At 54.3% G+C, this 26,210-nt stretch carries 23 protein-coding genes; 11 read left to right on the top strand and 12 right to left on the bottom strand.

The features are described from left to right. Positions 1–11 precede the first annotated feature (11 nt). Positions 12–2,138: a M3 family metallopeptidase gene (locus ABD931_RS17110; protein ID WP_345269050.1), complete on the bottom strand. Its 2,127-nt coding sequence runs from the start codon at positions 2,136–2,138 to the stop codon at positions 12–14. 231 nt (positions 2,139–2,369) lie between these two features. Between ABD931_RS17110 and ABD931_RS17105 the strand changes: the two genes are divergently transcribed. Together ABD931_RS17105 and ABD931_RS17100 are read left to right on the top strand one after the other, a co-directional pair. Beyond that, positions 2,370–2,816: a hypothetical protein gene (locus tag ABD931_RS17105; protein ID WP_345269049.1), complete on the top strand. Its 447-nt coding sequence runs from the start codon at positions 2,370–2,372 to the stop codon at positions 2,814–2,816. 13 nt (positions 2,817–2,829) lie between these two features. Next, positions 2,830–3,084: a hypothetical protein gene (locus ABD931_RS17100; RefSeq protein ID WP_345269048.1), complete on the top strand. Its 255-nt coding sequence runs from the start codon at positions 2,830–2,832 to the stop codon at positions 3,082–3,084. Positions 3,085–3,098: 14 nt separating this feature from the next. Here the strand turns inward: ABD931_RS17100 and ABD931_RS17095 are convergent, their stop codons facing one another. Beyond that, complete coding sequence (locus tag ABD931_RS17095; RefSeq protein WP_345269047.1) at positions 3,099–4,283, bottom strand: alpha/beta hydrolase; 1,185 nt, start codon at positions 4,281–4,283, stop codon at positions 3,099–3,101. A gap of 349 nt (positions 4,284–4,632) precedes the next feature. Between ABD931_RS17095 and ABD931_RS17090 the strand changes: the two genes are divergently transcribed. Both ABD931_RS17090 and ABD931_RS17085 read left to right on the top strand, forming a co-directional pair. Beyond that, entirely contained in the window at positions 4,633–5,028 is a 396-nt protein-coding gene (locus ABD931_RS17090) for a YsnF/AvaK domain-containing protein (RefSeq protein WP_345269045.1), read from the top strand. A gap of 57 nt (positions 5,029–5,085) precedes the next feature. Then, the gene (locus ABD931_RS17085; protein WP_345269044.1) at positions 5,086–6,183 is read left to right on the top strand and encodes a YsnF/AvaK domain-containing protein; all 1,098 of its coding nucleotides are present in this window, start codon (positions 5,086–5,088) and stop codon (positions 6,181–6,183) included. 84 nt (positions 6,184–6,267) lie between these two features. Here the strand turns inward: ABD931_RS17085 and ABD931_RS17080 are convergent, their stop codons facing one another. Further along, positions 6,268–6,615, bottom strand: coding sequence for a hypothetical protein (locus ABD931_RS17080; RefSeq protein ID WP_345269043.1), 348 nt, complete (start codon positions 6,613–6,615; stop codon positions 6,268–6,270). A 392-nt stretch (positions 6,616–7,007) separates the two neighbouring features. On the opposite strand from ABD931_RS17080, the gene ABD931_RS17075 reads away from it, so the two are divergent. Beyond that, positions 7,008–7,547 (top strand): hypothetical protein, encoded by a 540-nt coding sequence (locus ABD931_RS17075; RefSeq protein ID WP_345269042.1) that lies wholly within the window; start codon positions 7,008–7,010, stop codon positions 7,545–7,547. A 37-nt stretch (positions 7,548–7,584) separates the two neighbouring features. On the opposite strand, the gene ABD931_RS17070 is transcribed toward ABD931_RS17075, so the two are convergent. After that, positions 7,585–9,291 (bottom strand): glutamine--tRNA ligase/YqeY domain fusion protein, encoded by a 1,707-nt coding sequence (locus ABD931_RS17070; protein WP_345269041.1) that lies wholly within the window; start codon positions 9,289–9,291, stop codon positions 7,585–7,587. Between the two features lie 198 nt (positions 9,292–9,489). Here ABD931_RS17070 and ABD931_RS17065 point away from each other — a divergent pair, with 198 nt between their 5' ends. The 4 genes from ABD931_RS17065 (at position 9,490) to ABD931_RS17050 (ending at position 16,767) form a co-directional block, all read left to right on the top strand. After that, a complete protein-coding gene (locus tag ABD931_RS17065) occupies positions 9,490–10,824 on the top strand; it encodes a TolC family protein (RefSeq protein ID WP_345269040.1) in 1,335 nt (444 codons plus the stop codon). A 364-nt stretch (positions 10,825–11,188) separates the two neighbouring features. Beyond that, entirely contained in the window at positions 11,189–12,301 is a 1,113-nt protein-coding gene (locus ABD931_RS17060) for an efflux RND transporter periplasmic adaptor subunit (RefSeq protein WP_345269039.1), read from the top strand. A gap of 71 nt (positions 12,302–12,372) precedes the next feature. Further along, the gene (locus ABD931_RS17055; RefSeq protein ID WP_345269038.1) at positions 12,373–15,573 is read left to right on the top strand and encodes an efflux RND transporter permease subunit; all 3,201 of its coding nucleotides are present in this window, start codon (positions 12,373–12,375) and stop codon (positions 15,571–15,573) included. A 33-nt stretch (positions 15,574–15,606) separates the two neighbouring features. Further along, positions 15,607–16,767, top strand: coding sequence for a glycoside hydrolase family 43 protein (locus ABD931_RS17050; protein WP_345269037.1), 1,161 nt, complete (start codon positions 15,607–15,609; stop codon positions 16,765–16,767). A 28-nt stretch (positions 16,768–16,795) separates the two neighbouring features. Here ABD931_RS17050 and ABD931_RS17045 read toward each other — a convergent pair whose 3' ends face one another. Genes ABD931_RS17045 through ABD931_RS17035 form a run of 3 tightly spaced genes read right to left on the bottom strand, consistent with a single transcriptional unit; the run spans position 16,796 to position 18,743 of the window. Beyond that, positions 16,796–17,683, bottom strand: coding sequence for a phosphotransferase family protein (locus ABD931_RS17045; RefSeq protein WP_345269036.1), 888 nt, complete (start codon positions 17,681–17,683; stop codon positions 16,796–16,798). A 21-nt stretch (positions 17,684–17,704) separates the two neighbouring features. Then, entirely contained in the window at positions 17,705–18,157 is a 453-nt protein-coding gene (locus ABD931_RS17040; RefSeq protein WP_345269035.1) for a DUF3784 domain-containing protein, read from the bottom strand. Positions 18,158–18,209: 52 nt separating this feature from the next. Then, positions 18,210–18,743, bottom strand: coding sequence for a dihydrofolate reductase family protein (locus tag ABD931_RS17035; RefSeq protein ID WP_345269033.1), 534 nt, complete (start codon positions 18,741–18,743; stop codon positions 18,210–18,212). A gap of 122 nt (positions 18,744–18,865) precedes the next feature. On the opposite strand from ABD931_RS17035, the gene ABD931_RS17030 reads away from it, so the two are divergent. Both ABD931_RS17030 and ABD931_RS17025 read left to right on the top strand, forming a co-directional pair. Then, positions 18,866–20,425 (top strand): protein adenylyltransferase SelO, encoded by a 1,560-nt coding sequence (locus ABD931_RS17030; protein WP_345269032.1) that lies wholly within the window; start codon positions 18,866–18,868, stop codon positions 20,423–20,425. Between the two features lie 157 nt (positions 20,426–20,582). Further along, a complete protein-coding gene (locus tag ABD931_RS17025; protein WP_345269031.1) occupies positions 20,583–21,635 on the top strand; it encodes a spore photoproduct lyase family protein in 1,053 nt (350 codons plus the stop codon). A 41-nt stretch (positions 21,636–21,676) separates the two neighbouring features. On the opposite strand, the gene ABD931_RS17020 is transcribed toward ABD931_RS17025, so the two are convergent. The 5 genes from ABD931_RS17020 to ABD931_RS17000 form a co-directional block, all read right to left on the bottom strand. Further along, positions 21,677–21,934, bottom strand: a complete 258-nt coding sequence (locus tag ABD931_RS17020; protein ID WP_345269030.1) for a hypothetical protein — start codon at positions 21,932–21,934, stop codon at positions 21,677–21,679. 32 nt (positions 21,935–21,966) lie between these two features. Then, complete coding sequence (locus ABD931_RS17015) at positions 21,967–22,161, bottom strand: hypothetical protein (RefSeq protein ID WP_345269029.1); 195 nt, start codon at positions 22,159–22,161, stop codon at positions 21,967–21,969. Between the two features lie 87 nt (positions 22,162–22,248). Beyond that, entirely contained in the window at positions 22,249–22,683 is a 435-nt protein-coding gene (locus tag ABD931_RS17010) for a DoxX family protein (protein ID WP_345269028.1), read from the bottom strand. Positions 22,684–22,757: 74 nt separating this feature from the next. Then, positions 22,758–23,762, bottom strand: coding sequence for an endonuclease/exonuclease/phosphatase family protein (locus tag ABD931_RS17005; protein WP_345269027.1), 1,005 nt, complete (start codon positions 23,760–23,762; stop codon positions 22,758–22,760). Positions 23,763–23,824: 62 nt separating this feature from the next. Further along, the gene (locus ABD931_RS17000) at positions 23,825–25,960 is read right to left on the bottom strand and encodes a tetratricopeptide repeat protein (protein WP_345269026.1); all 2,136 of its coding nucleotides are present in this window, start codon (positions 25,958–25,960) and stop codon (positions 23,825–23,827) included. Positions 25,961–26,210: the final 250 nt, after the last annotated feature.

The raw sequence follows: 26,210 nt of genomic DNA, 5'->3' as shown, positions 1-26,210 counted from the left end.
CTCCCTGCCTCCTACATTTCCTTCATCAACCCGCGCTTACGGAGCAGCGGCTTAATGTCGGGCTCGGCACCCCGGAAGTTCTTGTAGAGCGTCATAGGCTCGTCGGTGCCACCGCGCTCCAGCACGTTCTTGCGGAACGACTGGGCCGATTTCTGGTCGAACAGCCCTTTCTGCCTGAATACCTCAAAGGCGTCGGAGTCAAGTACTGCCGACCAGATATAGCTGTAATACCCGGCCGAGTAGCCTCCCGCAAACACGTGCTGGAAATACGTGCTGCGGTAGCGCGGAGGAATCTGATCGATCAGGCCGATTTTATCCATTGCCTGCTTCTCAAAGGACACGATCTCATTTGCCGATGGGGTCTCGCCCGGCTTCAGTGTGTGGTACGCCATATCGAGCAGCGAAGCCGCCAGGTACTCGCCGGTGGCAAAGCCCTGGTTGAACAACTGACTCTTTTTGATCTTCTCGATCAGGGCGTCGGGAATAACCTCGCCGGTTTTGTAATGTTTGGCGTACAGCTTCAGCATTTCCGGCTCCGGTGCCCAGTTCTCCATGATCTGCGAGGGCAGCTCCACAAAATCACGCGGCACCGACGTGCCCGACTGGCTGCCGTATTTTACGTTCGACAGCAGGCCGTGGAGGGCGTGACCAAATTCGTGGAAAAACGTTTCTGTTTCGTTCATCGTAAGCAGGGCCGGGGTATCGCCGGTCGGCTTGGAGAAGTTGCAGACGATGGAAACGACCGGAGTAATTTTCTTGCCGTTCTCGACTTCCTGACGCCGGTAGCTGGTCATCCAGGCACCTCCGCGTTTGCTGGCGCGGGGGAAGAAATCCATATACATGATGCCGATGTGGCGCCCATCTGCTTCTTTCACTTCGTAGGCCACTACATCCTCGTGGTAAACGGGCAGGTCGGTTCGTTTTTCAAAGCGCAGGCCGTAGAGCTTGTTGGTCAGCGTAAAGATACCCTCGCGAACGTTATCAAGCGAGAAGTACGGCCGCAGTTCCTGCTCATCCAGCGCGTATTTTTCTTTCCGCAGCTTCTCGGCGTAGTAGCGCCAGTCCCAGCCTTCGAGCTTCTGGTTCTTATTTTCTTTGTCCATCAGCGCCTGCAGTTCGGCGGCTTCCTGCTTGGTCACGGGCACAGTAGCCGTCCAGAGCTGATTGAGCAGTTCGTTTACTTTGGCCGGTGTTTTGGCCATGCTTTCCTCCAGCACGTAGGCCGCGTGGTTTTCGTAGCCCAGCAGTTGCGCTTTTTCGGCGCGAAGGGCTACCAGGCTGGCCATGATGGCTTTGTTATCCTGGGCGTTGTTGTGGTTGCCCCGCTCCAGATAGGCTCTAAAGATCTGCTCCCGCAGGTTACGGTTGTCGGCATATTGCAAAAACGGCATCACACTCGGGTTTTGCAGGGTAAAAACCCACTTACCGGCCAGGTTCCGCTTATTGGCATCGTCGGCCGCAGCGGCAATTACCGATGCGGGCAGTCCACTCAGGTCTTCTTTCTTGTCGATCACCAGCGTATAGGCATTATTTTCGGCTAGCAGGTTCTGGCCAAACTTCAAGGTCAGCACCGAGAGTTCACCGTTGATCTTCCGCAGGCGCTCCTGCTTCTCGGGCGAGAGAGCCGCTCCGCTTCGGACAAACCCTTTATAGGTTTTTTCGAGCAGGCGCTGCTGATCGCCGGTCAGTTTAAGCTTGCTCCGCTGGTCGTACACGGCCTTAACGCGCTGGAACAGCACCGGGTTCAGGTTAATGTCATCGTAGTGTTTCGACAGGCGCGGGGCAACAGACTGGGCCAGTTTTTGCAGCGCATCGTTGGTGTTGGCGCTGTTGAGGTTGCCAAATACGGTGTTTACCCGCTGCAGCAGGTTGCCGCTGGCTTCCAGGGCCTCAATGGTGTTGGCGAAGGTCGGGGCAGCTTTCTGGCTGGTGATGGCCGCAATCTCGGCCGCCTGCTGCTTCATCCCTTCGTCGAGGGCGGGTTCAAAATGCTCCGGCTTGAACTTATCAAAAGCCGGCACCCCAAATGGGGTGTTGTACGGGCTGAAAAACGGGTTTTGTGAAGTAGGAGTTTCCTTCACCTGCGCAGATGCCGCCAGCACAGACACCGATAGCAGGAGGGCAAGGGTTACTTTCATATGGGGAATAAAAATTTAAATGAAGTCATGCAAATACTTTACAAAAAACGGCTTAATGGGCGGATTCGTTCCCAGGAGGGGGGTGAACAATGGTGTATCATAGAAACAGGTAGCGGAGTTTTCGGGTAATTGATTTGACGTAAATAAGCCTGTTGGTACGTTGGCTGCCGGTTTGTCATATCTCAAAACTGTTGCCCCGGCTGCGTAGTTGTGATACAAACCCTATAAATTATGTATAGCTCAACGTTTTTTATAAAGAAATTTAACTCCCGGACCCCTGCTTTCAGGGTAAAGGGGGTAACCTTCCTGTTACTGTTCGTACTGATAATAGGCTGGACTGGCTGCCGCCGGCAATTGCAATCGAATAATGCCTCCAATCGGGGCGAGCGCCTGGAAGTGAAAATAGGAGAGATCAGAGAGGTAGCGTTACCGGGTGCTTTGATTACGCCGGTTGAACTGGTCGGCACCAGCGAAAACAAGGAGATCGTAGAGGTTTCACGTCGGCGGCTTACTGCTCCGATCGATACTCTGAGACCGAGCGATCCGGGACCGGCCGTTTTTGAGATCAAAGGAGTGACAACCGGCACCGCTCGTGTTACCTTCTCCGAGAAGCGCACCGACGGCAAAGGAAAAGAGAAGCTCCGGAAAGCCTACGTGGTGAAGGTGGTACCCAATTAAACAAAGAGACGTTATGAAAAAGCTTATGATACTTAGCTGGCTGCTAATGGTCGGCCTGAGCGGGTTCGCCCAGGGGGTAAACTCGACCAGACAGGCACCCCGGCCACCCCGCACGACTAACCATAACCAGCAGGCGATGGAAAAAGCCCAACAGAAGCGCCAGAAGGCCCGCGATGCCCGGCTTTCTGCCAGCGATACCCTCCAACAATTCCGGCTCCGGCCCGATTCGCTCCGACGCGGAGGGGCCATGAAGGTGGATACGTTGTAAGTTGATTAGCGGGCTCACCTAAGCAGCGACAGCACCGCTTCGTCACCCGTGACGGCGCTTGCCGGGCGGGGGTGTTCGGCGTTGAAGACGCTCAGTTCAGCGGGGGAGAGTAGCGTATTAAGGCTTTCGTCAATTTTGTTGTCTTTCAATACCCGGTTGAGGTCCAGCTTCAGGTGTTTGGCCAGGAAGCGGTAGGCGGCTTCGCGCTTGCTGGGGCCGTAGTCGTGGCCTTCGGTGGGCAAGTGGACGTTCTCTACCCGGTTTTCGGCGTTGTAGTAGCGGTAGATGTTGCGGATGTAGGGGTATTCAACGTCGGGGGTATTCTTGGTCCAGTCTTTCCCGTCGGAGACCAGCAGCAGCGGGCGGGGAGCGGCCAGGGCGGCTATTTCGGTATTGTTGGTCTGGTGCGTAGGGCGGACGTGAATCGGCATTCCGCTTTCGCAGACGCAACCGCCGAAAAAGTGGGCCGACACCATTACTACCGGCACCGCTACTTTCACCCGCTGGTCCAGCGCCGTCAGCAGGAATGTCTGCGTGCCACCGCCGGACTCTCCCGAAACGCCCACGCGGTTAGGGTCGACCTCTGGTAAGCTGGTCAGGAAGTCCAGCGCCCGTATACTGTTCAGCGTTTGTAATTTCAGGGCTTCCGGTAGTTTGTGGTCGCACTGTTTGGAGTCGCCATAACCGAGCATATCGTACACAAATACCACCGCGCCCATGCGGGCCATGGTGGCGCAGCGCTGCTGAGTCTGCTCCACAAACCGGGCGTCCTGTTTCGCCGTGTGGCCGTGTGGGCACAATACAGCCGCAGTCTTGCCTTTCATGCCTACGGGGCGATACAGATTACCTGTTACAAAAAAGCCCGGTACACTTTCAAAAGCTACATTTTCGACTGTATAGCCGTTCATGGTTCGCAGGCTGTGACGCATAGGTTTTAGCGGAGCAAAGGCCGGCATCTTCTGTAAGCCCATACCGTCCAGAATACCCTGCCGGATCTGCGCGGCCCGTTTCTCCCAACTGCCTTTATCGTGGTGCGTCTGACCATTCGCCTGCAACGCTGCCGCACCTTCGGCTTCGGTAAAAAAGGCTCCCTGGCGCAGGTCCGGACGGGTAGGGTTGGGTTGGGCGGCACCCGGTTGGGCCGCAATTACAAAGGCCAGGAGTATGGCCGATAACAGATAAGCAGACCGGAAGCGCATAAACAATGAGCGTTTAGGAGAGATAATACAGCAGGAAAAGGCAAGGCAACGTCCAATCTAATCGGCCGGTGTGTGGAGTAAACCAGTGACGTTAATATGTTAAATTATTTATGAAGAAAATTATATTTTTTGGATGAATTGTCTATAAAAGGTAAGGTTTTTGTGGCTGTAGCGGGTGTGGAATATAATTCTACTTAATCTGTAGGCAATTAGAAACAGATTAGGAATTACTGTTACGTAACTCACAGATTACCAGAGTTGGTATAGTTATTGACTGGTTGGGCGTATTTACTCTTCAACTTAACTGCCGGATATGATGACACCTGACCATTCCCACAATCTCCATAGTTTGAGAAGCGAGGAAACGGACCAAACCCGGACGTTTCCCGTCATTGAAGAGCAACTTCATGTTGACAAGCAGGTTGTGGAAACAGGCAGGGTGAAAATCTCCAAGCAGGTTCGGGAAGAAGAGCAAACGGTGGATGTTCCTATTGTAAATGAGGAAGTAAATATCGAGCGAGTAACGGTAAACCAGTACGTTGAAGCGGCACCGGCGGTTCGCTACGAAGGAGAGACCATGATTATTCCGGTTCTGAAAGAGGTGGTGGTCGTTGAGAAACGGCTGATGCTGGTGGAAGAACTTCATGTAACAAAGCGCCGGACAGAAACTACTGAGACGAGACAGGTGACTCTTCGCCAGGAAGAGGTAATTGTTGAGCGTTTTCCGGGCAACAGGACCGTCTAATAGCTGTCTATTTACTTCCATTAATCAATTAGTTACTCAATTTAAACACACGGAACTATGGCACAGACAGTAGTCGGCATTTTTGACAATGCCCATGATGCACAACAGGCAGTAGAAAAACTAGTTGACAAGGGCTTTAACCGGGGTGATATTGACATGACCAGCCAAAGCGAAGGTTATCAAACCGATGGATCGTATAGCCAGCAAGGGTATTCAGGCAACACAGCCGGCGGCTCTATGACTGATCCGGGCGGAAATTATACAGACAGCTCTGTAAATTCCGGACCGACGGGCTATACCACGGGTTCAGGTACTACCCCGGATTATAACCGGAGCTCCAGCGGAACCTGGTCTGACGATACCCGAACCGACCGCGATTACCGGGATCGCGATAAGGATTTCGGCGACAGCATCGGTGATTTCTTCCGGTCGCTGTTTGGTGGTCGGGACGATAGCGACGCATACCGGAACTACGCTGAAGTAGGTCGCCGGGGCAGCATTGTGGCGGTGCATGTAACCACCACGCACGAGGCAGAACAGGCCGCTGAAATTCTTGACGATTGTGGCGCCATCGATGTCGATGAACGGGCCAGTCAGTATCGAAGTGGTACAATGGGCGCAATGGGAGGCAGTGGTATTGCCGGTGAAAGTGACAAGACTACCCACCTGCAGGCCGATGCCGGTATGGGTACCGACACGACTATGACCGACCAGGATTACAACCGCACCGATAACGACCGGGCTATTCCGATTATTGAAGAGGATGTGCAGGTTGGGAAGCGGGAAGTTGAAACCGGTGGTGCCCGCATCCGAAGCCGGATTGTTGAGCGTCCGGTCGAAGAGCATCTGCGGTTGCGTACCGAACATGTTCAGGTAGAGCGTAATCCAGTTAACCGCCCTGCTTCCGACGCCGATCTGAATGCGTTCAAAGAAGGCGAAATTGAAGTGACCGAGCGTGCAGAGATACCTATTGTGAACAAGGAAGCGCGTGTGGTAGAAGAAGTCAAGGTATCGAAAACCGTAGAAGAGCGGGACGAAACCGTTCGGGAGACAGCCAGAAAAACGGAAGTAGATGTAGACAAGATGCAGTCTGACAAAAATCGCATGACTGGCGATACCTACCGCGACGACACAAACCGTCGCGACAATTTCTAAGCCGGGTAAAGCACCCGACACCAGAAACGGCAGGCTCTAAATGGGGCCTGCCGTTTCTGGTTTGGTAGTGCATGAATAGTGAAATTACATCAGCTCAACGTCGTAACACTGATTGGCTTCCGTGTCCAGGTCAATATCGATTGTCTGCCCATTGGCGGCCCGGAACTCACAGTAATGAAAACCCGGTTCTACCGTAGCAACGGGTGATTTGGCATCGCTGCAACCGGGTGCGCTGCCGCTTACTTTAGACAGTGTGCCGATCTTTTTGCCGTCGACGTAACAATCTACCTTGATGTTTTTGATGGCTTCGTTGCTCGACCAGAACACGATCTTGCTGATCGTCTGCGGTTCGGGGTCGTTGTTGTGCTTACACGAGATAATGCTGAGAGCCAGCAGGCTTACCGTCAGCAGGTTGCGGATAAACGGTTTCATTTTTGGGGTGTGTTTGGTGTGGAAAAGTAACGATACAAAGGTGCTGCCGCGTCCGGTAAACTGAAATGGGGTTTTGCTCCAATGGCTGAAACTGGCTGTCGAAACGGTGATTTCGGCTGATGAACCGGTATGAAGATTATACTCCGGCGTTCAAGCCCGGATTGTTCGGCTGGTGGGCAGCCGGGCTCCTGCAAAATTGCCGGCCAGGCGTTGAATCTTACCTGAGTGCAATTTGTTTTGGAGTAAAGAAACCAAAGTAAATGTGGGTAAAATTGTATTCTGCTGGTTTTTTGTTCTATAAAACACACAATTACAGCCTAAAAATTTGCAATTGTGGCTTTGCCCCTTAACTTGCTTTGGAGAGTGGTACCCGTAACGTTAACCGAATAGTGATGATGAATATTGAGATAAACCTGGATGCCCTGATCCGCTACCGGATTACGCCATCGCAATACGTGTTCCTGTTTCTGACCCATACCCGGCAGTATGCTGCTTTGTATAAGTACGGACAGGAAGGCAATGGGTTTACGGCGGAGGAGATTCAGGACCTGATCGACCGGGACTTTATTATTGACCTGAACAAAGACGGCTATTATTACGTCGATTTTTTCGTAGTGACCGACGAGATCGGCAAAGACCTGTTCGAGACCGACCGCGAGAAAGCGGCCCTGGAGTTTTGGAATGCCTACCCGGTGCAACTCCGTGACCCTGATACCGGCCAGATCTATTCTTTGGTCAAAACCAACAAACCGCGTTTTCTGGCCGACTATTACCTGCGCATCGGCCATTCCGACGAAAAGCACCGGCAGGTGATGGAAGCGCTGCACTACGCCATTGACAAAGGTATGATCGACATGACCATCCGCCAGTGGTTCGATTCGGAGCAGTGGACGCTGATTCTGGAGATCAAAGGGCTTCAGCAGGCGGCATAGTCAGAAACCGCCGGGCGGCCGCCCGGCGGTTCTCAATTCATCCCTTCTTCTGTTCCTTCGCCCAGCTATCCTTCAGGGTGACGGTCCGGTTGAAGATCAGTTTGTCGGCCGTGGTGTCCGGGTCGAGGCAGAAGTAGCCTTTGCGCATGAACTGAATCCGGCCTTCCTGCGCATCGGTTTTAATATTCTTCAAGGATGGTTCGACCAGGCCACGGACTACCTGTAGCGAGTTCGGGTTGATGAACGCCTTGAAATCGCCCTCAGATGGGTCTTCTACCGTCAGCAGCCGGTCGTACAGCCGCACCTCGGCTTCAACGGCGTGCGGGACGGATACCCAATGGATGGTGCCTTTTACGTTGATGCCCGATGTATCGGAGCCGGAGCGGCTTTCGGGAATGTAGGTGCAGCGCAGTTCGGTTACTTCGCCGGCATCATCTTTCATCACCTCATCGCATTTGATGATGTAAGCCCCTTTCAGGCGCACCATGCCGCCGGGAAACAGCCTGAAAAATTTCTTCGGCGGGTTTTCCATAAAATCTTCCCGCTCGATCCAGACCTCGCGGCTGAAGGGCACGTCGCGCTCACCGGCGGCCGGGTCTTCGGGGTTGTTTTCAATCCGCAGCGTTTCGGTCTTGTCGGCCGGGTAGTTGGTCAGCACCACTTTCAGCGGTTTTTCGTCCAGCACGGCCATCACGCGGGGGGCGGTTTTGTTCAGTTCCTCGCGGATGCAGAACTCCAGCAGCCCTACGTCGATCAGGTTCTCGCGCCGGGCAATCCCGATGCGGTCGCAGAACTCCCGAATGGATGAGGGCGTGTAACCCCGGCGACGCAGGCCCGATATCGTCGGCATGCGCGGATCATCCCAGCCGCTAACGTGGCCTTCGTTGACAAGTTGCAGCAGTTTCCGTTTACTCATGACCGTATAGGTCAGGTTCAGCCGGGCAAACTCGATCTGCTGGGAGGGGAAGATGTCCAGCTTTTCGATAAACCAGTCGTACAACGGCCGGTGAACCACAAACTCCAGCGTACAGAGTGAGTGAGTGATGTGCTCGATGGCGTCGGACTGCCCGTGGGCGAAGTCGTACATCGGGTAAATGCACCATTTGTCGCCGGTGCGGTGGTGATGCGCGTGTTTAATACGGTACATCAGCGGGTCGCGCAGGTGCATATTGGGCGAGGCCATATCAACTTTGGCCCGCAGCACCTTGGTGCCGTCGGGGAACTCTCCGGCTTTCATGCGCCGGAACAGGTCCAGGTTTTCTGCCACCGGTCGGTCACGGTAGGGGCTATTGGTGCCCGGCTCGGTCGGGGTACCTTTCTGGGCCGCAATCTGTTCGGCGGTAGAATCATCCACGTACGCCAGCCCATCCTGAATCAGCTTTTCGGCGAATTCGTACAACTGATCGAAGTAATCGGAAGCATAAAATTCATTTTCCCACTCGAAGCCCAGCCAGCGCACATCGGCCTTGATGGAGTCGACGTACTCCACATCTTCGGTAACGGGGTTGGTATCATCGAAGCGGAGGTTGGTCTGTCCGCCGTACTTATCCGCCAGCCCGAAGTTGAGGCAGATGGATTTGGCGTGACCGATATGCAGGTAGCCGTTCGGCTCAGGCGGAAAGCGCGTGTGAACGCGGCCCCCGTTTTTGCCGGCGGCTAGGTCTTCTTCAACAAGTTGCTCAATAAAATTCAGGGAACGTTCCGCCGGATCGCGGTCAGCGGATTCTTTGGGTACTTCCGTCATGTAACGTACAGGTTGTAAAAAAGCGAAATTACGGGGATTAGACGGTATTGACAAATGATAAGGGCGGGCAAACCGGCTGATTTTCTTTTTGCGTGTATTAACACGATTCTTTTTGAACAAAGCGGGGCGATTTTGTAGTTTGCATAAAACACACCGCCGGTTGCCCACCCTGGCCCGGTGGTGGTCCACGCTATTATTATGAGACGTTGTGTTTTTGTCCTTGTGCTTCTCCGGGTACTTACAGGTTCAGTTTATGCACAAACGCCGGCACCGACCTTAGCGGAGCCGGCCGACCTCACCAACTGTATTCAGTACGCCCTGCAAAACCAGCCGAACGTGCGTCGGGCCCTAATCGATCAGGAAATTACGGAGCGGACAGTGCGCAGTGCTTTAGCTGCCTGGTACCCGCAGATCGGCTTCGGCTACAACATCCAGCATTTTCTGAAACTGCCGGTGACGCTAATTCCTGATCAGGCTACGGGTGAACGGCGTCCGGTAGCCCTGGGCGCCAGAAATACCTCATCGTTTCAGTTTACGCTTAACCAGAACATCTTCAGCCGGGATTTGCTGCTGGCCAACCGTACGGCCGATGTCTACCGGGCGCAGGCGACGCAGGCTACCGTCAGCAATAAGATCGACGTGGTGGTGGATGTCAGCCGGGCCTTTTACGACCTCATCACCACCCAGTGGCAGGTAACGATTCTGGATCAGGACATTGCCCGGCTGCTGCGCAGTCAAAAGGATACCCGCAACCAGTACGAAAGCGGGCTGGTGGACAAGACCGACGTGCAGCGGGCGACCATTGCGCTGAACAACGCCCGGGCGCAGCTAAAGCAGTACCGCGAGCAGGTGAGCAGCAAATACCAGACGCTGAAGCAGCTTATGGGCTACCCGCCCACGGTCGGGCTCAGGGTGGCGTACGATACGCTGCAACTGACGAATGAGGTACTGCTGGACACCAATCAGATGGTGAATCCACAGAACCGGATCGAGTACCAACTGCTGCAAACGCAGGGGCTGCTGCTGGATGCCAACGTGTTGTACAACAAACAGGCATATCTGCCGACGGTGTCGGCTGTCGCCAACTATAATTTCCTGTACCAGAACAATACCTTTTCGCAACTGTATTCGCAGAGTTTTCCGAATTCGCTGATCGGGCTGACCCTGGGTATGCCTATTTTTCAGGGTGGCCGGCGGGTGCAGGAAATACGGCGGGCCGAGTTGCAGGTCAGGCGGTTGCAATGGGATCTGGCGGCTCTGACCAGCGCCGTCGATGCCGAGTATGCCAGAGCGCTGGCCGATTACAAAGGTAATCTGGCCAATTACTACGCCTTGCACGAGAACCTGCTGCTGGCCCAGGATGTGTACCGTATTCTGAGTTTACAGTACCGGGCCGGCATCAAAGGGTATCTGGATGTGGTGATTGCCGAAGCGGATTTGCGAACGGCGCGTTTGTCGTTGTACAACGCGCTGTATCAGGTGCTGGCCAGTAAGCTGGAAGTGCAGCGGGCGCTGGGCGCTATCCGGTTCTAAAATTTTGTTACATGGCGCACGAATGATTAATTGATAAACGAGCAGAAATAGGCTTGCTAATCATAGATGTTAAGGAATTGACCGAGCCATTTTAGGCTTGCCCCTCCGGGGCAGTAAAAAGTTCACCAAAAGGCTGGGGCTACAAACCGCTGACCCCTCCGGGGTAAGTAGATAGATATAGTTACCCCGGAGGGGTCAGCGGTTTGTAGCTACTGCCGAAACGTGCCTTATTCGCTGCCCCGGAGGGGCAAGCCAAAATGGCTCGGTTAATTCCTTAAAACCAAAGAGGGGCAAGCCTATTTCTGCATGGTTATTTTCTTAAAAAAAATAAAGCGCTAACCTGTTTTGGCTCGCTTTAATACGTATGAGAGATTACATAAAACAGACAGGATTATGGGGGCTAATCTTATTGCTTGTAGCCTGTGGCGATAAAAAAGCCGGGCAGCAGCAGGGGCCACCGCCCCACACACCTGTAACGGCGGTGAAAGCAAGCCGGGAAAATGCGGTGTACTATGACCAGTTTCCGGCCACGGTTATAGCGGTAAAGGAGGTGGAACTGCGGCCGCAGGTGGCCGGCTATATCACGGGTATGCACTTTCAGGAGGGAAGCCGGGTCCGCCGGGGGCAGAAGCTGTATTCCATCGACCAGCAGCAGTACCAGGCGGCCTACGAGCAGGCCCTTGCCAACCTGAATGCCGCGAAGGCCAGTCTGGTGCGGGCGCAGCAGGATGCCGAGCGCTACAATACCCTGGCGCAGCAGGATGCCGTGGCCCGGCAACTCGTTGATAATGCGCGGGCCACGCTGGCATCGGCCCAGCAGCAGGTAGCGGCTGCCCAGGCCAATGTGCGGCAGGTGCAGACCACGCTGCGCTACACCACCATCAACGCACCCTTCGACGGTACCATTGGCATCTCGCAGGTGCGGCTCGGGGCGGCTGTGACGCCCGGTCAGACCTTGCTGAACGTGATCTCGTCGGATAATCCCATTGCGGTGGACATTAACATCGACGAAGCCGAAATCCCCCGCTTTACCCAACTACAGCGCCGGCCGGCCGCCCCGCGTGACTCGCTGTTTACGCTTCAGTTGCCGAATGGTAACCTGTATGCGTATCCGGGTTCAATCCAGACCATCGACCGGGCGGTTGATCCGCAGACGGGAACGCTCCGGGTCCGGCTGACCTTCCCGAATCCGGAGGGGCAACTGAAGGCTGGGCTGAACGGTAACGTGCGGGTGAAAAACAACACCAGTGCCTTACCGCTGCTGATACCGCAGAAGGCCGTGACCGAGCAGATGAGCGAGTATTTTGTGTATGTGGTGGGCGACAGCAGCAAAGTGACCCAGAAAAAAGTGACCCTCGGTGTACGTATCAACGATAAAGTGATCGTGAAAGACGGCCTCACTGAAGGCGACCTCGTCGTCACCGAAGGCACGCAGAAGATCCGGGAGGGAGGGGTTGTGAAGGTAAACCAAAAATGATTGAGTGGTTGAATGAAAACTAAGCCGGTCTCATAGTTCACTCAACCACTCAATCACTCAATACCAGACTTATGTTTGCAAAAATATTCATCGACCGGCCGGTAACGGCCATTGTGCTGTCCATCGTGATCGTGGCCCTGGGCTTGCTGTCTATGCTGGGGCTGCCGGTCAGTCAGTACCCCAGCATTACCCCGCCGGTGGTGCAGGTCTCGGCAACCTACATCGGGGCCGATGCCCAGACGGTGGAGCAGACCGTGGCAACGCCCATTGAAACGCAGGTGAACGGTACCCCCGGCATGAGTTATGTGCAGACCAACGCCACCAACGACGGCCGCATGAGCATGAACGTGACCTTCGACGTGGGAACGGACGTGAACATTGCCGCCCTCGACGTGCAGAACCGCGTGGGCATTGCGCAGCCGCAGTTGCCCGAAGAGGTAAACCGGCTGGGCGTTACGGTCCGGAAACGGAACCCCTCGCTGTTCATGCTCGTGGCCATTTACTCGCCCAAGGGTACGCATAATGTCTCGTTTCTGGATAACTACGCCAATATTTATATCCGCGATGCCCTGCTGCGGGTCAAGGGCGTCGGGGATATTTTCAGCCGGGCCGATGATTTCAGTATGCGCATCTGGCTCAAACCCGACCGGCTGGCGCAGCTCGGCATCACCGCCGACGAAGTCACGGCGGCTCTGCAGGAGCAGAATCTCCAGATTGCGGGCGGCTCAGTAGGCGGGCCTCCGCAACCGCAGTCGCAGGCGTTTGAGTACACGGTGTTTACCAACAGCCGGCTCAGTTCGGAAGAGGAGTTTCGGAACATTGTGGTCCGCAGCGATCCGGCAAGGGGCGCGCTGGTCTACCTGAGCGATGTGGCGCGGGTGCAGTTGGGCAAGTTTTCCTATACCAGCAACTCGTTTGTCGACGGTAACCGGGCGGCTTACCTGCTGCTCTACCAGTTGCCGGGCAGCAACGCCCTCGAAACGGCCAAAGGCGTGTATGCCGCTATGGATGAACTGAAAAAGTCGTTTCCGAACGACGTAGCCTATGTGGTTCCCTTTGAGTCGGTGTCGGTGATTCAGGTGTCCATCAGCGAAGTGGTCAAAACGCTGCTGGAGGCCATCGGGCTGGTGATTCTGGTGGTATTTCTGTTTCTGCAAAGCTGGCGGGCCACGCTGATTACGCTGTTAGCTATTCCGGTATCCATCATCGGCGCGTTCGCGGTGTTTACCCCACTCGGCTTCACCATCAACACCCTGACGCTCTTCGGCTTTGTGCTGGCTATCGGTATTGTGGTCGACGACGCCATTGTGGTGGTCGAAGCCGTGCAGAAGAATATCGACGACGGCATGTCGAACCGGGACGCTACCCTCGATGCCATGCGCAAGATTTCGGCTCCGGTCGTTGCCACCTCGCTGATTCTGGCGGCCGTGTTTGTGCCGGTCGGGTTTATTCCCGGCATTGTGGGGCGGCTGTACCAGCAGTTTGCCATTACCATTGCCGTATCGGTGCTGCTGTCGACGCTGGTAGCCCTGTCGCTGACGCCCGCACTTTGTATGATGCTGCTGAAGCCCATGCACTTCAGCGAGAAGTCGACGGGCCTGAACAAGTTCTTTTACCGATTCAATCTGTGGTTCGGGCGGGTGACCGATTCGTATTCTAACAGTGTTAAGCGGCTGATCCGGCGGACACCGCACGTGGTCATCGGCCTGGTGGTGCTGTATGCCGGCACGGTGCTGCTGTTCCGGGTCAAGCCCACCGGTTTTATCCCAACCGAAGACGAAGGCCGGATATTTGTGACCTACGAAATACCGGAAGCAGCCTCCACCGCCCGCAGTCTGGAGGTGCTGAACCGCATGATGACGATCCTGAAACAGCAGCCGTACGTCAGCCACTTTTCCGCGCTGGGCGGACTGAACGTAATTACGTTTGCCTCCAAATCAAACAGCGGCACCATTTTTATCCAGCTAACGCCCTGGAGTGAGCGGAAAGATCCCGGCATGGTGGCTGATTCCCTGGTGGGCAAACTACAGCGTGCCTTTGCGGGGCTGTACGATGCGCGGGTACAGGTGGTGCAGCCGCCGGCTATTCCCGGTTTGGGGCAAAGCTCTGGCTTTACGATCCAGGTTCAGCAGCGGCAGACCAACGACGATGTGCGGGCGTTCGATGCTGTGGTGCAGAACTTCCAGGCCGAAGCCATGAAACGCCCCGAAATTGGCCGGGTCTTTTCGTATTTTACCTCAAAGAGTCCGGCGTACCGGGTAGAACTGGACCGGGACAAGGCTAAAAAACTGGGTATCTCCGTCAGCAATGCCTACCGCACCATCCAGACCTTCCTGGGCAGCCAGTACGTCAACGACTTTATTCTGTACGGGCGTAAATTCCGGGTAGTGGCGCAGGCCGATACCAATTACCGGACCGATGTGCAGAACGTCGGGCAGTTTTACGTCCGCAACCGGGATGGGCAGATGCTGCCCCTGAGCACTGTAGTCTCCACCCACATCATTGAAAATGCCCCGCTGATCTCGCACTTTAACCTGTTCCGCTCCGTCGAGTTGAACGGCGGAGCCCGCGAAGGCTACAGCAGCGGACAGGCCATTGAGGCCCTGCGCGAAGTGGCCGAAAACGTGCTGCCCGCCGGGTATTCGTACGATTTCTCGGGTCTGAGCCGGGAGGAGATCAATGCCGGCAACAGTTCCATTTACATTTTTGCGCTGAGTATCGGCTTTGTTTTTCTGTTTCTGGCGGCCCTGTACGAGAGTTGGTCCATACCGTTTTCGGTGCTGCTGTCGGTGCCCATTGGTGCCCTGGGGGCTATTCTGGCTCTGCTGCTGTTTCCGTATCTGAGCAACAACATATACGCCCAGATCGGGTTGATTACCCTGATTGGTCTGGCCGCCAAAAACGCCATTCTGATTGTGGAGTACGCCAAAGAGCGCGTCGACAACGGCGAAGACCTGCACGAAGCCACCATCGACGCCATCCGCCTGCGGTTACGCCCCATCCTGATGACATCGCTGGCGTTCATTCTGGGCGTTATTCCGCTGGCTATTGCCAGTGGGGCCGGGGCCGTGGCCCGGATGACCATCGGCCGTACCGTACTGGGCGGGATGCTGGCGGCCACGTCGCTGGCCATCTTTGTGATACCCGTGCTGTTCATTGGCATTACGCGGCTGGCCTACGGCAAAAAGGGACTGGCCGAGTTACGGAAGAAAGCGGAAGCGCAGGAGGCCGAGAACCAGCCGGAGCCGCAGCCCCAAACCGTGGATAAATAAGCGGTAGAGGCAATTAGACCTTATTTTTTAATTATGCAAAAGACCCTGTTTTCGTTTGTCTGCCTCCTGACACTGGCGCTGCACCCGGTGGCAGCCCAGACAACCCAGCCTGTTGCTGCCGCCAAAGCAGCCACGTACACCAATCCCCTGAACGTACAGTTTGGTGACCCGTACGTGTTATACACCGGCGGAACGTATTACATGTACGGTACGGGTGGTGGCGCAGATAAGGGCTTTGCCGCCTATTCGTCGAAAGACCTGGTGAACTGGAAATCGGAAGGGCAGGTCTATTCCCACGACAACAAAAACGGCTGGAGCGATCCAAAAGCCAGTTGGGGCGGTGCGTACTGGGCCCCTGAAGTGTATGAAGTAAAGGGCAAATTCTACCTGTTTTACAGTGCCCAGTGGAAGGAAAATCCTACCAGGGAAGTAGAAAACTTTCGCATCGGGGTGGCGGTAGCCGATAAGCCTACCGGACCGTTCATCGACTTGGCGAACCGCCCGATTTTTGATCCCGGCTACCCCGTTATTGATGCCAATGTGTTTTTCGATTCCAACGGGCGGGTCTATCTGTACTACTCGCGGGCGGCTTACAAACATCCGGTAACGAGCGAAGTGGCCGACTGGGCCAGACAGAAAGGCTGGTTTACGGAAGTTGAAGAAAGCTGGGTGTACGGCGTTGAACTGAAGCCTGATTTTTCCGGCACCATTGGCCAGTCGGTTTTAGTGCTGCGGCCCCCTGTCCGCCTGAACGACAAACAGGCCGAATGGGAAAGCCGGTCGGTAACGGCCAAGGAGGTGAACCGCCGGTGGACGGAGGGCTCCGTTACCTTCAAAAAAGGAGGACTGTATTACATCATGTATTCAGCCAACTATTTTGGCGGGCAGCATTATGCCGTTGGGTACGCTACCGCAACGTCGCCGTTGGGTCCGTTCAAGAAAGCCGCCAACAATCCGGTGCTTCAGAAAAATACGGCCAAAGGCGTTACGGGTACGGGGCACAACAGCATCACGTACTCGCCCGACGGCAAAGAGATGTTCTGTGTCTACCACGGCAGAACTACCAAAACCGGCGATGAGCGCGTTGTTTTTATTGACCGTATGCAGGTGAACGATGGGAAAATAACGGTCTTCGGTCCAACGACTACTCCGCAAAAACTGCCCTCCGGCATAAATACAGTTCGTAACCGTTAAAATGGGCGGAAGACTTAGCGCTTGTCTACTAGGTTTTAAACCAGTGGGCGTTCCGGTCGAGCAGGTCGATTTTACCAGAGAAGAAAAACCCTGTGAACAGATCACCAAGCGTATCCATAATGGAAAGGGCGATGATTCGCTGCCTTGACAATCGCGTGTTTGACAGGCGCTCGTACGTCCTGACGATGATGTCATAATAATCGGGGTAGTCCAGAACATAGCGGCTAAACTCCCGGTGGACATCACCAAAATCCGCATCGCCAAAATCTATCACGCATGCTAACTGCCCGTTTACCAGCAGTATGTTTTCGTGGTGGCTGTCGTTGTGGCAAAAGCGGAAAATCGACTGGGCGTTTGTGTCCAGAATGGTATGATATATGGTCAGAACCAGGTCCTGGTACGTTTCCGGAATAAGCGGATGATCCAAAAACCGGAGTAGATCACCATCCGTTTCTTCGTTGATCTCCAGTTCTTTGTTGTTCAATAGCGCCAGCTCGATCAACTCGGGTTCGGTTAACGTATTGCCCAGTTCATAGTGGAACTGGCCCAGCTGCTCGCAGAGCGATGTTCGTTCAGCCTCGGTCAGGTCGGCCCAGGCCTCGCTCATCATTCGGCCCGGTGCATACCGGTAGCCGTACATTCTCGGGTTTTCGCAAACAAAGATTATTTGGGGAATTGGAAGCAGCGGGTTCTTCTCATTGAGCGTTTTCAGAAGGTTACCTTCGACGACCAGGTTGTTTTGCTCTTCCTCATATTTTTCCAGCCGTTCCTGTTTAACCAGGTACGTTTGCTGGTCGTACGTATCGGCGTACCAGATCGTGTTGCACATGCCCTGCCCCATCTGGGAGAGGCTAAGCACTTTTTGGCCGAGCCTGTGCTCAATAGCTGATTTTAACGTATCATAATCGGTAAGCATACCTCCTGATCATTATAAACTTTATGCGTAAACTATTGGATGAAAAAGTTTTGGACAGGATGTTTGATAGCCGCTTAACGTTACGGCCGCACAACTGCCGGCAGTACCTCTTTGATACTGTTGTAAATCGCTTCGTTCGACTGGTTCCTTTGCCGAGAAATAGATTTGCTTTCCGTCGATCTTCACGATCCGAATCAGCGGCTTCTGGTCTGAATTCAGAATCAGTTTGACGGTTTTTACCTCGCTGGTTTTAAAATAACCCTTCCAGACAGTTCCCAGGGCAAAGCCATTGGTTCGTAGGATAATGGCAGGGAGCTGATCCACAAGGTCAACAGCCCTGTTGATGTCGACCTGCTGCCTTTCTGCCTCATTCAGGGTGTTGTAGCCGGCAAGCAGATACCGGGCATTCGATTCGGTTACCGCAAAGCCAATGGCAATAAACAGTAAACTGATTCCGAGCAGTACGTAAATCATTGCTGTTTTGCTGATAATTGGTTTTATGCCAGTAAATTACCGTGTAAATCAACTACAATCTACACTTTTGGTCTAGGGTATAGGTCAGCATTACCAAACCACTGGAGTAGGTTTTGGTATCGGCAAGGGTTAACGGTATCCTGTTTTTAAGATTTCCGGCCAGCGGCTTGCCGGCACCGAGCAGAATGGGATGAACCGCCAGGATGATTTCATCAATAAGGCCAAGGCTCAGCAGTGAGGCCGTCAGATCGGCCCCGCCAAACAGCCATATGTCTTTGCCCGGCCCGCTTTTAATCTGCTTCACGGCTGCCTCTGTTTCCTCGCTGATCAGAATGACGCCGGGCTTTACGTCGGTAAGGGTAGTCGAAAAAACATAAGTGGTCAGTTCCGGCAAACCGGGCATATCGGCATCATCCATGGTCAGCAAAAGCTCGTAGGATTTTCGGCCTATAAACATACTGTCGATTCGTTTATAAAAATCCGACATGCCATAGTCCTGATCGGTGAAGCACCAGTCGTATTCACCATTCGGTCCTTCAATGTAGCCGTCTAAGCTTACCGCTACCTGTAAAATGACTTTTCGCATAAGAATGTCCGTGAATAGTGGCCCAATATACAGCACATGAACTTAAACCAGATGGGCAAAGTAATTGTATAAAGTAAAGCGTCGCATCAGCGGCAGAAAATAGCCGGCTAAGAACGAACTACATGAAAAATATAAGTGAGATTACCTTCAGGAATGACTTTGTTGAAACCTTTCCGGGCGATGATACCGGCAACAGAAAGCCGCGGCAAACACCCGGTATGTTGTATAGCAAAGCCTTGCCGACTCCGGTTGACAAAGTGACTCTGTTGGCCTGGAGTGACGAACTGGCTGAAGAACTGGAACTAGCAAAACCAGGTTCGCAGGAGGAGATCGATTTGTTGGGTGGCAATGCGGTAACGCCTTCCATGTACCCGTATGCAGCCTGCTACGCCGGTCACCAGTTTGGTAACTGGGCAGGACAACTGGGCGATGGCCGGGCCATTACGCTGGGTGAACAGGTTACGTCGAAAGGGCAGAAATGGGAGTTGCAGCTCAAAGGCGCAGGACCAACCGCCTATAGCCGCCGGGCAGATGGCAGGGCTGTATTGCGGTCGTCGGTCAGGGAGTACCTGATGAGTGAAGCGATGCATTATCTCCGGGTGCCCACCACCAGGGCTTTGAGTCTGGTCAGCACCGGTGAGCCCGTTTTGCGCGATATGTTTTACGACGGAAATCCGGCGTATGAACCCGGTGCCATTGTGATGCGGGTGGCTCCCAGCTTTTTGCGTTTCGGGAATTTCGAGTTGTTGGCGGCCCGAGAAGAGATCAATCAGTTGCGGAAACTAGTCGACTGGACCATCGACAACTATTATCCTCACCTGCAGGGCGAAGACCGGGTGCTGACCTGGTACCGGGAAGTGGTTGACCGGACCGCGAGGCTGATGGTGGAATGGATGAGAGTGGGCTTTGTACACGGCGTGATGAATACCGATAACATGTCGGTTCTTGGCCTGACCATCGACTATGGGCCGTATTCGTTTGTTGATAATTACGATCCCCGTTTTACGCCCAACACCACCGATCTGCCGGGCAGGCGGTATGCCTTTGCAAAGCAGCCATCGGTGGCCAAATGGAACCTGGGCTGTCTGGGCGGGGCCATTCTGCCGCTGGTTTCCGGTCAGGAGGAGTTGGTCAAAATTATCGATGAGTACGATGAGGTGTATTGGACGGCATTCTATTCCATGATGGGCAATAAAACAGGGCTGGATGAAGTCAGAGCCGAGGATATTGCATTGATTGACGACCTGCAAACCATGCTGGGTACCGTTAAACCGGATATGACGATTTTTTACCAGCTTCTAAGCCGGCTTCCGGCAGAAGCTGACAACAAAGAAGACGTGCTCCGGCACTTTGAGGATAGCTTTTATCAGGACCTTGCTGAAAAACAGGCTGATCTGTTCTTCGACTGGGTGAAACGCTATCAGGCCAGAATAACGACCAATACCATAAGCGCTGAAGAAGCCGGCAAACGGATGCAGGAACATAATCCCCGCTTTATTTTACGTAACTACCTGCTTCACCAGGCCATTGAAGAGCTGGACAAGGGAGATGATCGTCTGTTTGTAAAACTACAGCAGGCTCTCAGAGAACCTTATTCGACAAAATACGATGCGTTCTTTCAGAAGCGGCCATCCTGGGCAAGCCAGAAAGCAGGCTGCTCCATGTTAAGTTGCAGTTCCTGAATTCATCCGAAGCGAAAAGCATATTCTGAAATCCAGGAAGATTTTTATTCCTGGATTTCAGAATATAAATGGCTGATAGTCAAGAAATTGTAATGAAAAATGGTTGAACTATATAAACGTAGAAGACGTTATTCTACTATACCACTCAACGAAACCCATGCCGGAGTTTATTCCATCAATTATCCTGTACACCGCCGACGCCATGAACGAGCGGGGCAAAACGGTGCTGGAGCAATACCCACAGGCCGAGATGCTGGAAGTGCGGCAGCATAACCGCCTGCCCGAGCTGGGTATGGGTCACTTCAAAGTAAAATCAGATGTGCTGGTGCTGGGTCGGCTCAAAACGCTGGAGTGCAAGTGGAGCGGTCGCAGCTCGGATTATATTGCGCCCAGTCTGGCCAATGGCTGCTTTGCCGGCTGTGCGTACTGCTACGTCGACCGGCACAAGAAGGTGAACCCCATTACGCTGTTTACCAATGTGGAGGAGATTCTGGCAACCATCGATACCCACGTGATGAGCCTGCCCTGGCCCAAAGAACCCAACCAGACCGATCCGGTGTACTATACCTATGACATTGGGTGTAACTCCGATATTTCGGTCGACTACAGCCTGTCCGATGGTATCCGGAAAGTATTCGAGTTCTTCCGCGACCATCCCCGCGCCAAGGCGACCTTTGCCACCAAGTTTGTCAACCCCGACCTGCTCGATTTTGATCCGCAGGGTAAGGTACGCATCCGCTTCAGCCTGATGCCCTCACACGTGAGCAAGCTGGTGGATGTCCGGACGGACTCCATCGAGAAGCGTATTGCCGCCATCAACGACTTTTACGAGGCCGGCTACGAGGTACACGTCAACTTCTCGCCCGTGATTGTGTATGGGGGGAACGGGGGCGACCGTCGCCAGTGGCGGGACGATTACCGGGCGTTGTTCCGGCAGTTGGACGAGGCCCTGCGGCCGGAAGTGAAGGCGCAGCTCAGGAGCGAAGTTATTTTTCTGACCCACAACCAGTGGCAGCACCAGGCCAACCTGGCCATCAACCCCAAGGCCGAAGAACTGCTTTGGGTGCCGGAGTTGCAGGAGAACAAGCGCAGCCAGTTTGGTGGCTGGAACATCCGCTACAATCACCAGCTCAAGGCGAAGATGATTGCCATTTTTCAGCGCCTGATGGTAGAGGAAATTCCCTGGTGCGAGATTCGGTATATATTCTGACAAAAAAGGCTCCTTCGTTCAGAAAGAGCCTTTTTTGTTACCTAAACACTGTTCGATTGCTGTTTGCCCTGTCCGGGCGTTTCGCCAATTATAGTGTTTCCGTTGGCTTTCCGGTTGCCGGTGCCTTTATGGATTTTATCGGCATCGTCCGGCAAATCCAGCTTATCGCTATCGGTGCTTTTGCTGTTGGTAGCGGTCCGCTGTTCGGTATCCCGGTTGCGATGTTCCTTTTTCTCGCCTTTGTCGATGATACCGCCACCGTCGTTCTTCTCCGGCGCAAAATAGGGCTGGTTTTTCATAGCCTCTCGTGTTACAAGGGATTTGCCCACGTTTAGTTGCTGTGCCCACCTTTGTTACCGCCGGTAGAACCACCCCCACTCTTGGAGCCTTTGCTGCTGTTACTGTGTGACGTAGCACTGCGCGTTCCTTTAGAACCATGCTGCGTACCGGTATTGGTCTCACCCTGTCCGTTCACCACCGGGCCTTCCAGCTTTTCGGCGGCTTTCTTCAAATCTTTATCGGCCATAACGTTGTTTGTTGGTTGGTTTAATGGTTAACTGGTTTATTGGTTTGCTGGCTATTGAACCACTCAACCAATGAACTAATCAACCAATCACCGTTCGTGTTCGCGCATGTAGGTATCCACCGAGAAGCGGCCGGAGCCGATAATCAGGAAGATAATCATCAGCATCAGTACCAGAACCGACAGCCAGAGTTCGGAATTAAGGGCCGAAAAGCCACGGGAGATATTGACGAAGAAAACAGCGCCGATCAGAATAGGTAACTGGATCAGAATAGCAAAGCGGGTGAGGGCACCCATTGCGATCAGCAGCCCACCCACCAGATGCGCAAAGGCTACATAGTGAACCAGCACCACCGGGAATAATTGAAAACGAACCCCGCCCACCAGGCGCATCAGGTAATCGGTATCGCCAATGAAACTAACGCCCTTCAGGAGTAAGATTACTCCCAGCATAATGCGTAGCGCGTCCATCCACACGGGGTGATGTGTATCGCCCCAGTGCTCAATCCGGTGTAAAACGTTCATAGCTGTTTCGGTTTAGATCAACAGAAAGATACAACTATTCCCGGAAAAAATACAAGAACGCCGGCAATTAATTATCACCGGGCGGCAAACCGCTGGGCGGCAAACCGCAGATCGGCCACAAGGGCTTTATGGTCAGATTCAGGAACGGCAAGCGTCCGGAAGCGGGTGGTTTGGAAACCGCTGTTGACAAAGGCATGGTCGAGGGGGAGGTAGGCTGGTGGGAAAAAAGCCGGCCAGGTGGGCTGCCGGCCAAAGCCCTGCCGGCAGGCGGTCAGCTCCGGCATGTCCAGATAGTCTTTGTACACCGGCGACCACATAGTAACGTTAAAATCACCCAGCAGCACCGTTGGCTTCGTCTGCTGCCGGGCCAGTTGCGACACATAGGCCAGTTGCCGGTTGCGCTCCCGAAACCAGGATGGTATTACCGGTGTGCGCGGGTGAACGGTAATGAGCGACACCGGTTGCCCCTTGACCCTTGTCTGGATATGGATGACCCGTTGCTGCCGGGCCGACGCCTGATCCGCTACAAAAGGCGTTTTGCTGCCAACCAGCAGGTAGCACGGCCCTTTCGACCAGATACTGACCCGGTACGGATAGCGGGTCGCCAGCGACTGCATGGCCTGAATACCCGCCGGGGTCATCTCCTGCAGCACAAACACATCCGGGTTTTCGCGTTCGATAAGCTGCCGGATGGGCTGGTAGTTGTGGCGGGAGAACAGCACATTGGCGTGCAGCACCCGGACATCCGCTGGAGCGGCAGCGGCCGGTTGCCTGCCACTAACCCACGGATACACCTGAACGCCATGCCAGAGAAAACACCCGATTGCCGGCAGCACCAGGTAGTGGGGCCGGATCAGCCAGTACAGCACCAGCACCGCCGAGACCAGGAGATACTGAACCACAAAATGGCTAAAGAGCTCGAACAGGAAAAACCACCGCCCCAGCAGGGCCAGCAGTGAGACCGCCAGCAGGGCCAGCGTGGCGGCTTTAGCCCAGAAAAAAACGGATTTGTAAGCCGGTCTCCGGCGGGCAGAGCGCCGGGTCGCAACGGGGTACGGTGCTGTCGTATTCGTTGGCACGTTGGATAAAACGTCGTTATTGTATCGGTACAACAACCGGTTCTGCTGCTATGGTTCCGGCCTCAGATAACCGGGCAACTGGTACTACCCAGGTTGCGTGGCCGCTTCTGCTTCGGCATTTTGCCCGGCTTCTCCCGGTGGGGTTTGGGAACCTCCGGGATTTCTTCGTCCATAAAAATAAAGTCGTCGACCATCGTCAGCTCGGTAGGGCGGAGGGGAATAGGCTCAACGGGGAAATGGTGTTCACCGGGGAAGTTATATTGGTCAAACTCAAAGTCGTACAGGTATACATTGATGTAGCCGTCGCGGCTGTACCTGGCGCTGATAGACTGGGTTGGCATCAACCGCTGCCCCAGGCCAATATCCGGCCGGCGTTCCAGGTCTTTTTTGAAGTACGTCTGGTAAATTTTGTAGCGGTTATAATGATACACCACGTTGGCGGAGTCGAGCTGAATGGCAATGTTCAGGTAATACCGGGCAATATCACCCTTATTCTGTACGGCAAAGGCCACGCCCATGTTGTTGAGGGCGCTGCGGTCGAGATGCCCTTCGTAGCTGGAAAACGCCTTTTCGAATTCACCGGTATTTTTGTAGACATTGCCCCTATTGTTGAAATACTGTTTTCGGGTGGAGTCGGCCTCGCGGGCCATCTCAAAATCCCGCAGGGCACGATGGTAGAACTGCTGTGCCCGGTGGGGCTGCTTTTCTTTCTCCATCCGGAGCGCCATATACGCGTAAACAATACCCCGGTTATTGAATAAGTAGGGTCGTTGCGGTCCGTGGGCGATCAGGCTGTCGTACAGGGCCATGGCGGCCGGCAGGTTATCCATCTCCAGCAGGGTGATGCCCAGGCCGTTCAGCGCGTTTACATTTTGCCGGTTGTGCTTAATGGCCCACGAAAAACTCGGGTGGGCTTCATGAATTTTGTTGACCATCAGGTGCATATTGCCGATGTTGGTCAGCAGTTTATCATTCTGCGGGGAGAGCCGGACGGCTTTTTCGAGAAACTCCACGGTGTAGCGGTAGCTGTTTTTTTGGCGGTATACCTCGCTGAGGCCGGCATAGGCGGCCGCCGTGCGTTGCAGCCGGGCCGATTTGTGAAGATCGGCTAGTGCTTCGTCGAGCCGGTTGAATTTCAGCAGCACCATCCCCCGGCTCAGAAAGGCGTCGGCCAGATCGGGGTTCCGGTCGTCAAATACCGCTTCGGCCTGCGTTAAGGCCTCCAGGGCTTCCTCATAATGGCCCTGCCGGTAGCTGACCACGCCCAGCCCAAGCTGAGCCAGCGGGTGGCAGACATCCAGCGCAATAGCCGACTCGTAGGCCATGCGGGCCTCTTTGTAGTTGTGCAGGCTACAGAGCGCATTACCCAGGCCGATATGCGCCGGCACGGAGGTTGGTTTCAGCGAAACCGCACTCCTGAACTCGTTGGCGGCCCGGCGGTAGTCGCGCTGGCCGTAAAAGGCGCTGGCCAGTCCGTAGCGGGCGTCAAAATGATAATCGGGGTGGCGCAGCGACAGGTAACGCTGGTAATACACCTGTGCTTCCGGGTATTTCTTCAAACCCAGCAGGGTCTTGCCCAGGCGAATCAGCAAACCTGGGTTATGTTGTTCTTCCTTTTTATACAGCAATTCGTAAATATGAAACGCATCGGTAAAGCGTTCCCGCGCCAGCAGGATGTCGCCTTTCAGCAGGCGGTAACGGGGATTGTTTTTCTGGCGGATGGCGGCTTCGATGGTTCGTTCGGCATCGGCGGGGTTTTCGTCCAGCAGATAGGCCTGCGCCCGGTTGTACAGCAGGTGACCGGCCTGCTCGGGCCGGGCCGTGGCCGTCTCCAGCAGCTGGATACCCTGCCGGACCTCGCCCATCAGGCACCGGAACACCCCTTCGTTGAGTTGCGAATGCGGCCAGTTGAGGGATGACATCAGGTGCGCGGCTTCGTCGTACCGCCCGGCCCGTCCCAGCACCAGCGCCCGGTTATACCGAAGGGTATCGCTGGGCCGGCCCGCTTCGGCCCGGTCCAGCAACTGAAGCGATAAGCCGAAGTTGCTGCGTTCGGCCAGTTTAATCGCGGTATTGTTCAGCCCTTTGATAGTATCCCGGCCGGCCAGGGACGTGCGTTGCGGATGAAAAGAGACGGAGAAGCGAAAACCTGTTACCAGCCAAAGTACTACTGTAAAGACGGGTAGCAACTGCTTCATATGAGAGCTAGAGGTCGATAAGTTGCCCTTAATATAGAGCCAATAGCATTACGTTGCAAAAAAAATCAGTATACGTACGAAAATTGAAGAAAAAGAATAGTAAATGGCTCCGGTTGGGGGTGGATCGGCCTATTCTTTGTATTTTTGAGCTATACGTATGCGCACTCCACCCAAGAACGAAAATCTGTCGGTCGCCACGCTCGACTTCCTGCTCGATTGGACCTAATAACTGACATAATCACTGATACTG

This window comes from Nibrella viscosa (assembly GCF_039541875.1).
GTDB classification, from domain to species: Bacteria; Bacteroidota; Bacteroidia; order Cytophagales; family Spirosomataceae; genus Nibrella; species Nibrella viscosa.
The sequence above is the reverse complement of the archived record's forward strand: the minus strand, read 5'-3'. Positions and strand labels throughout refer to the sequence as shown.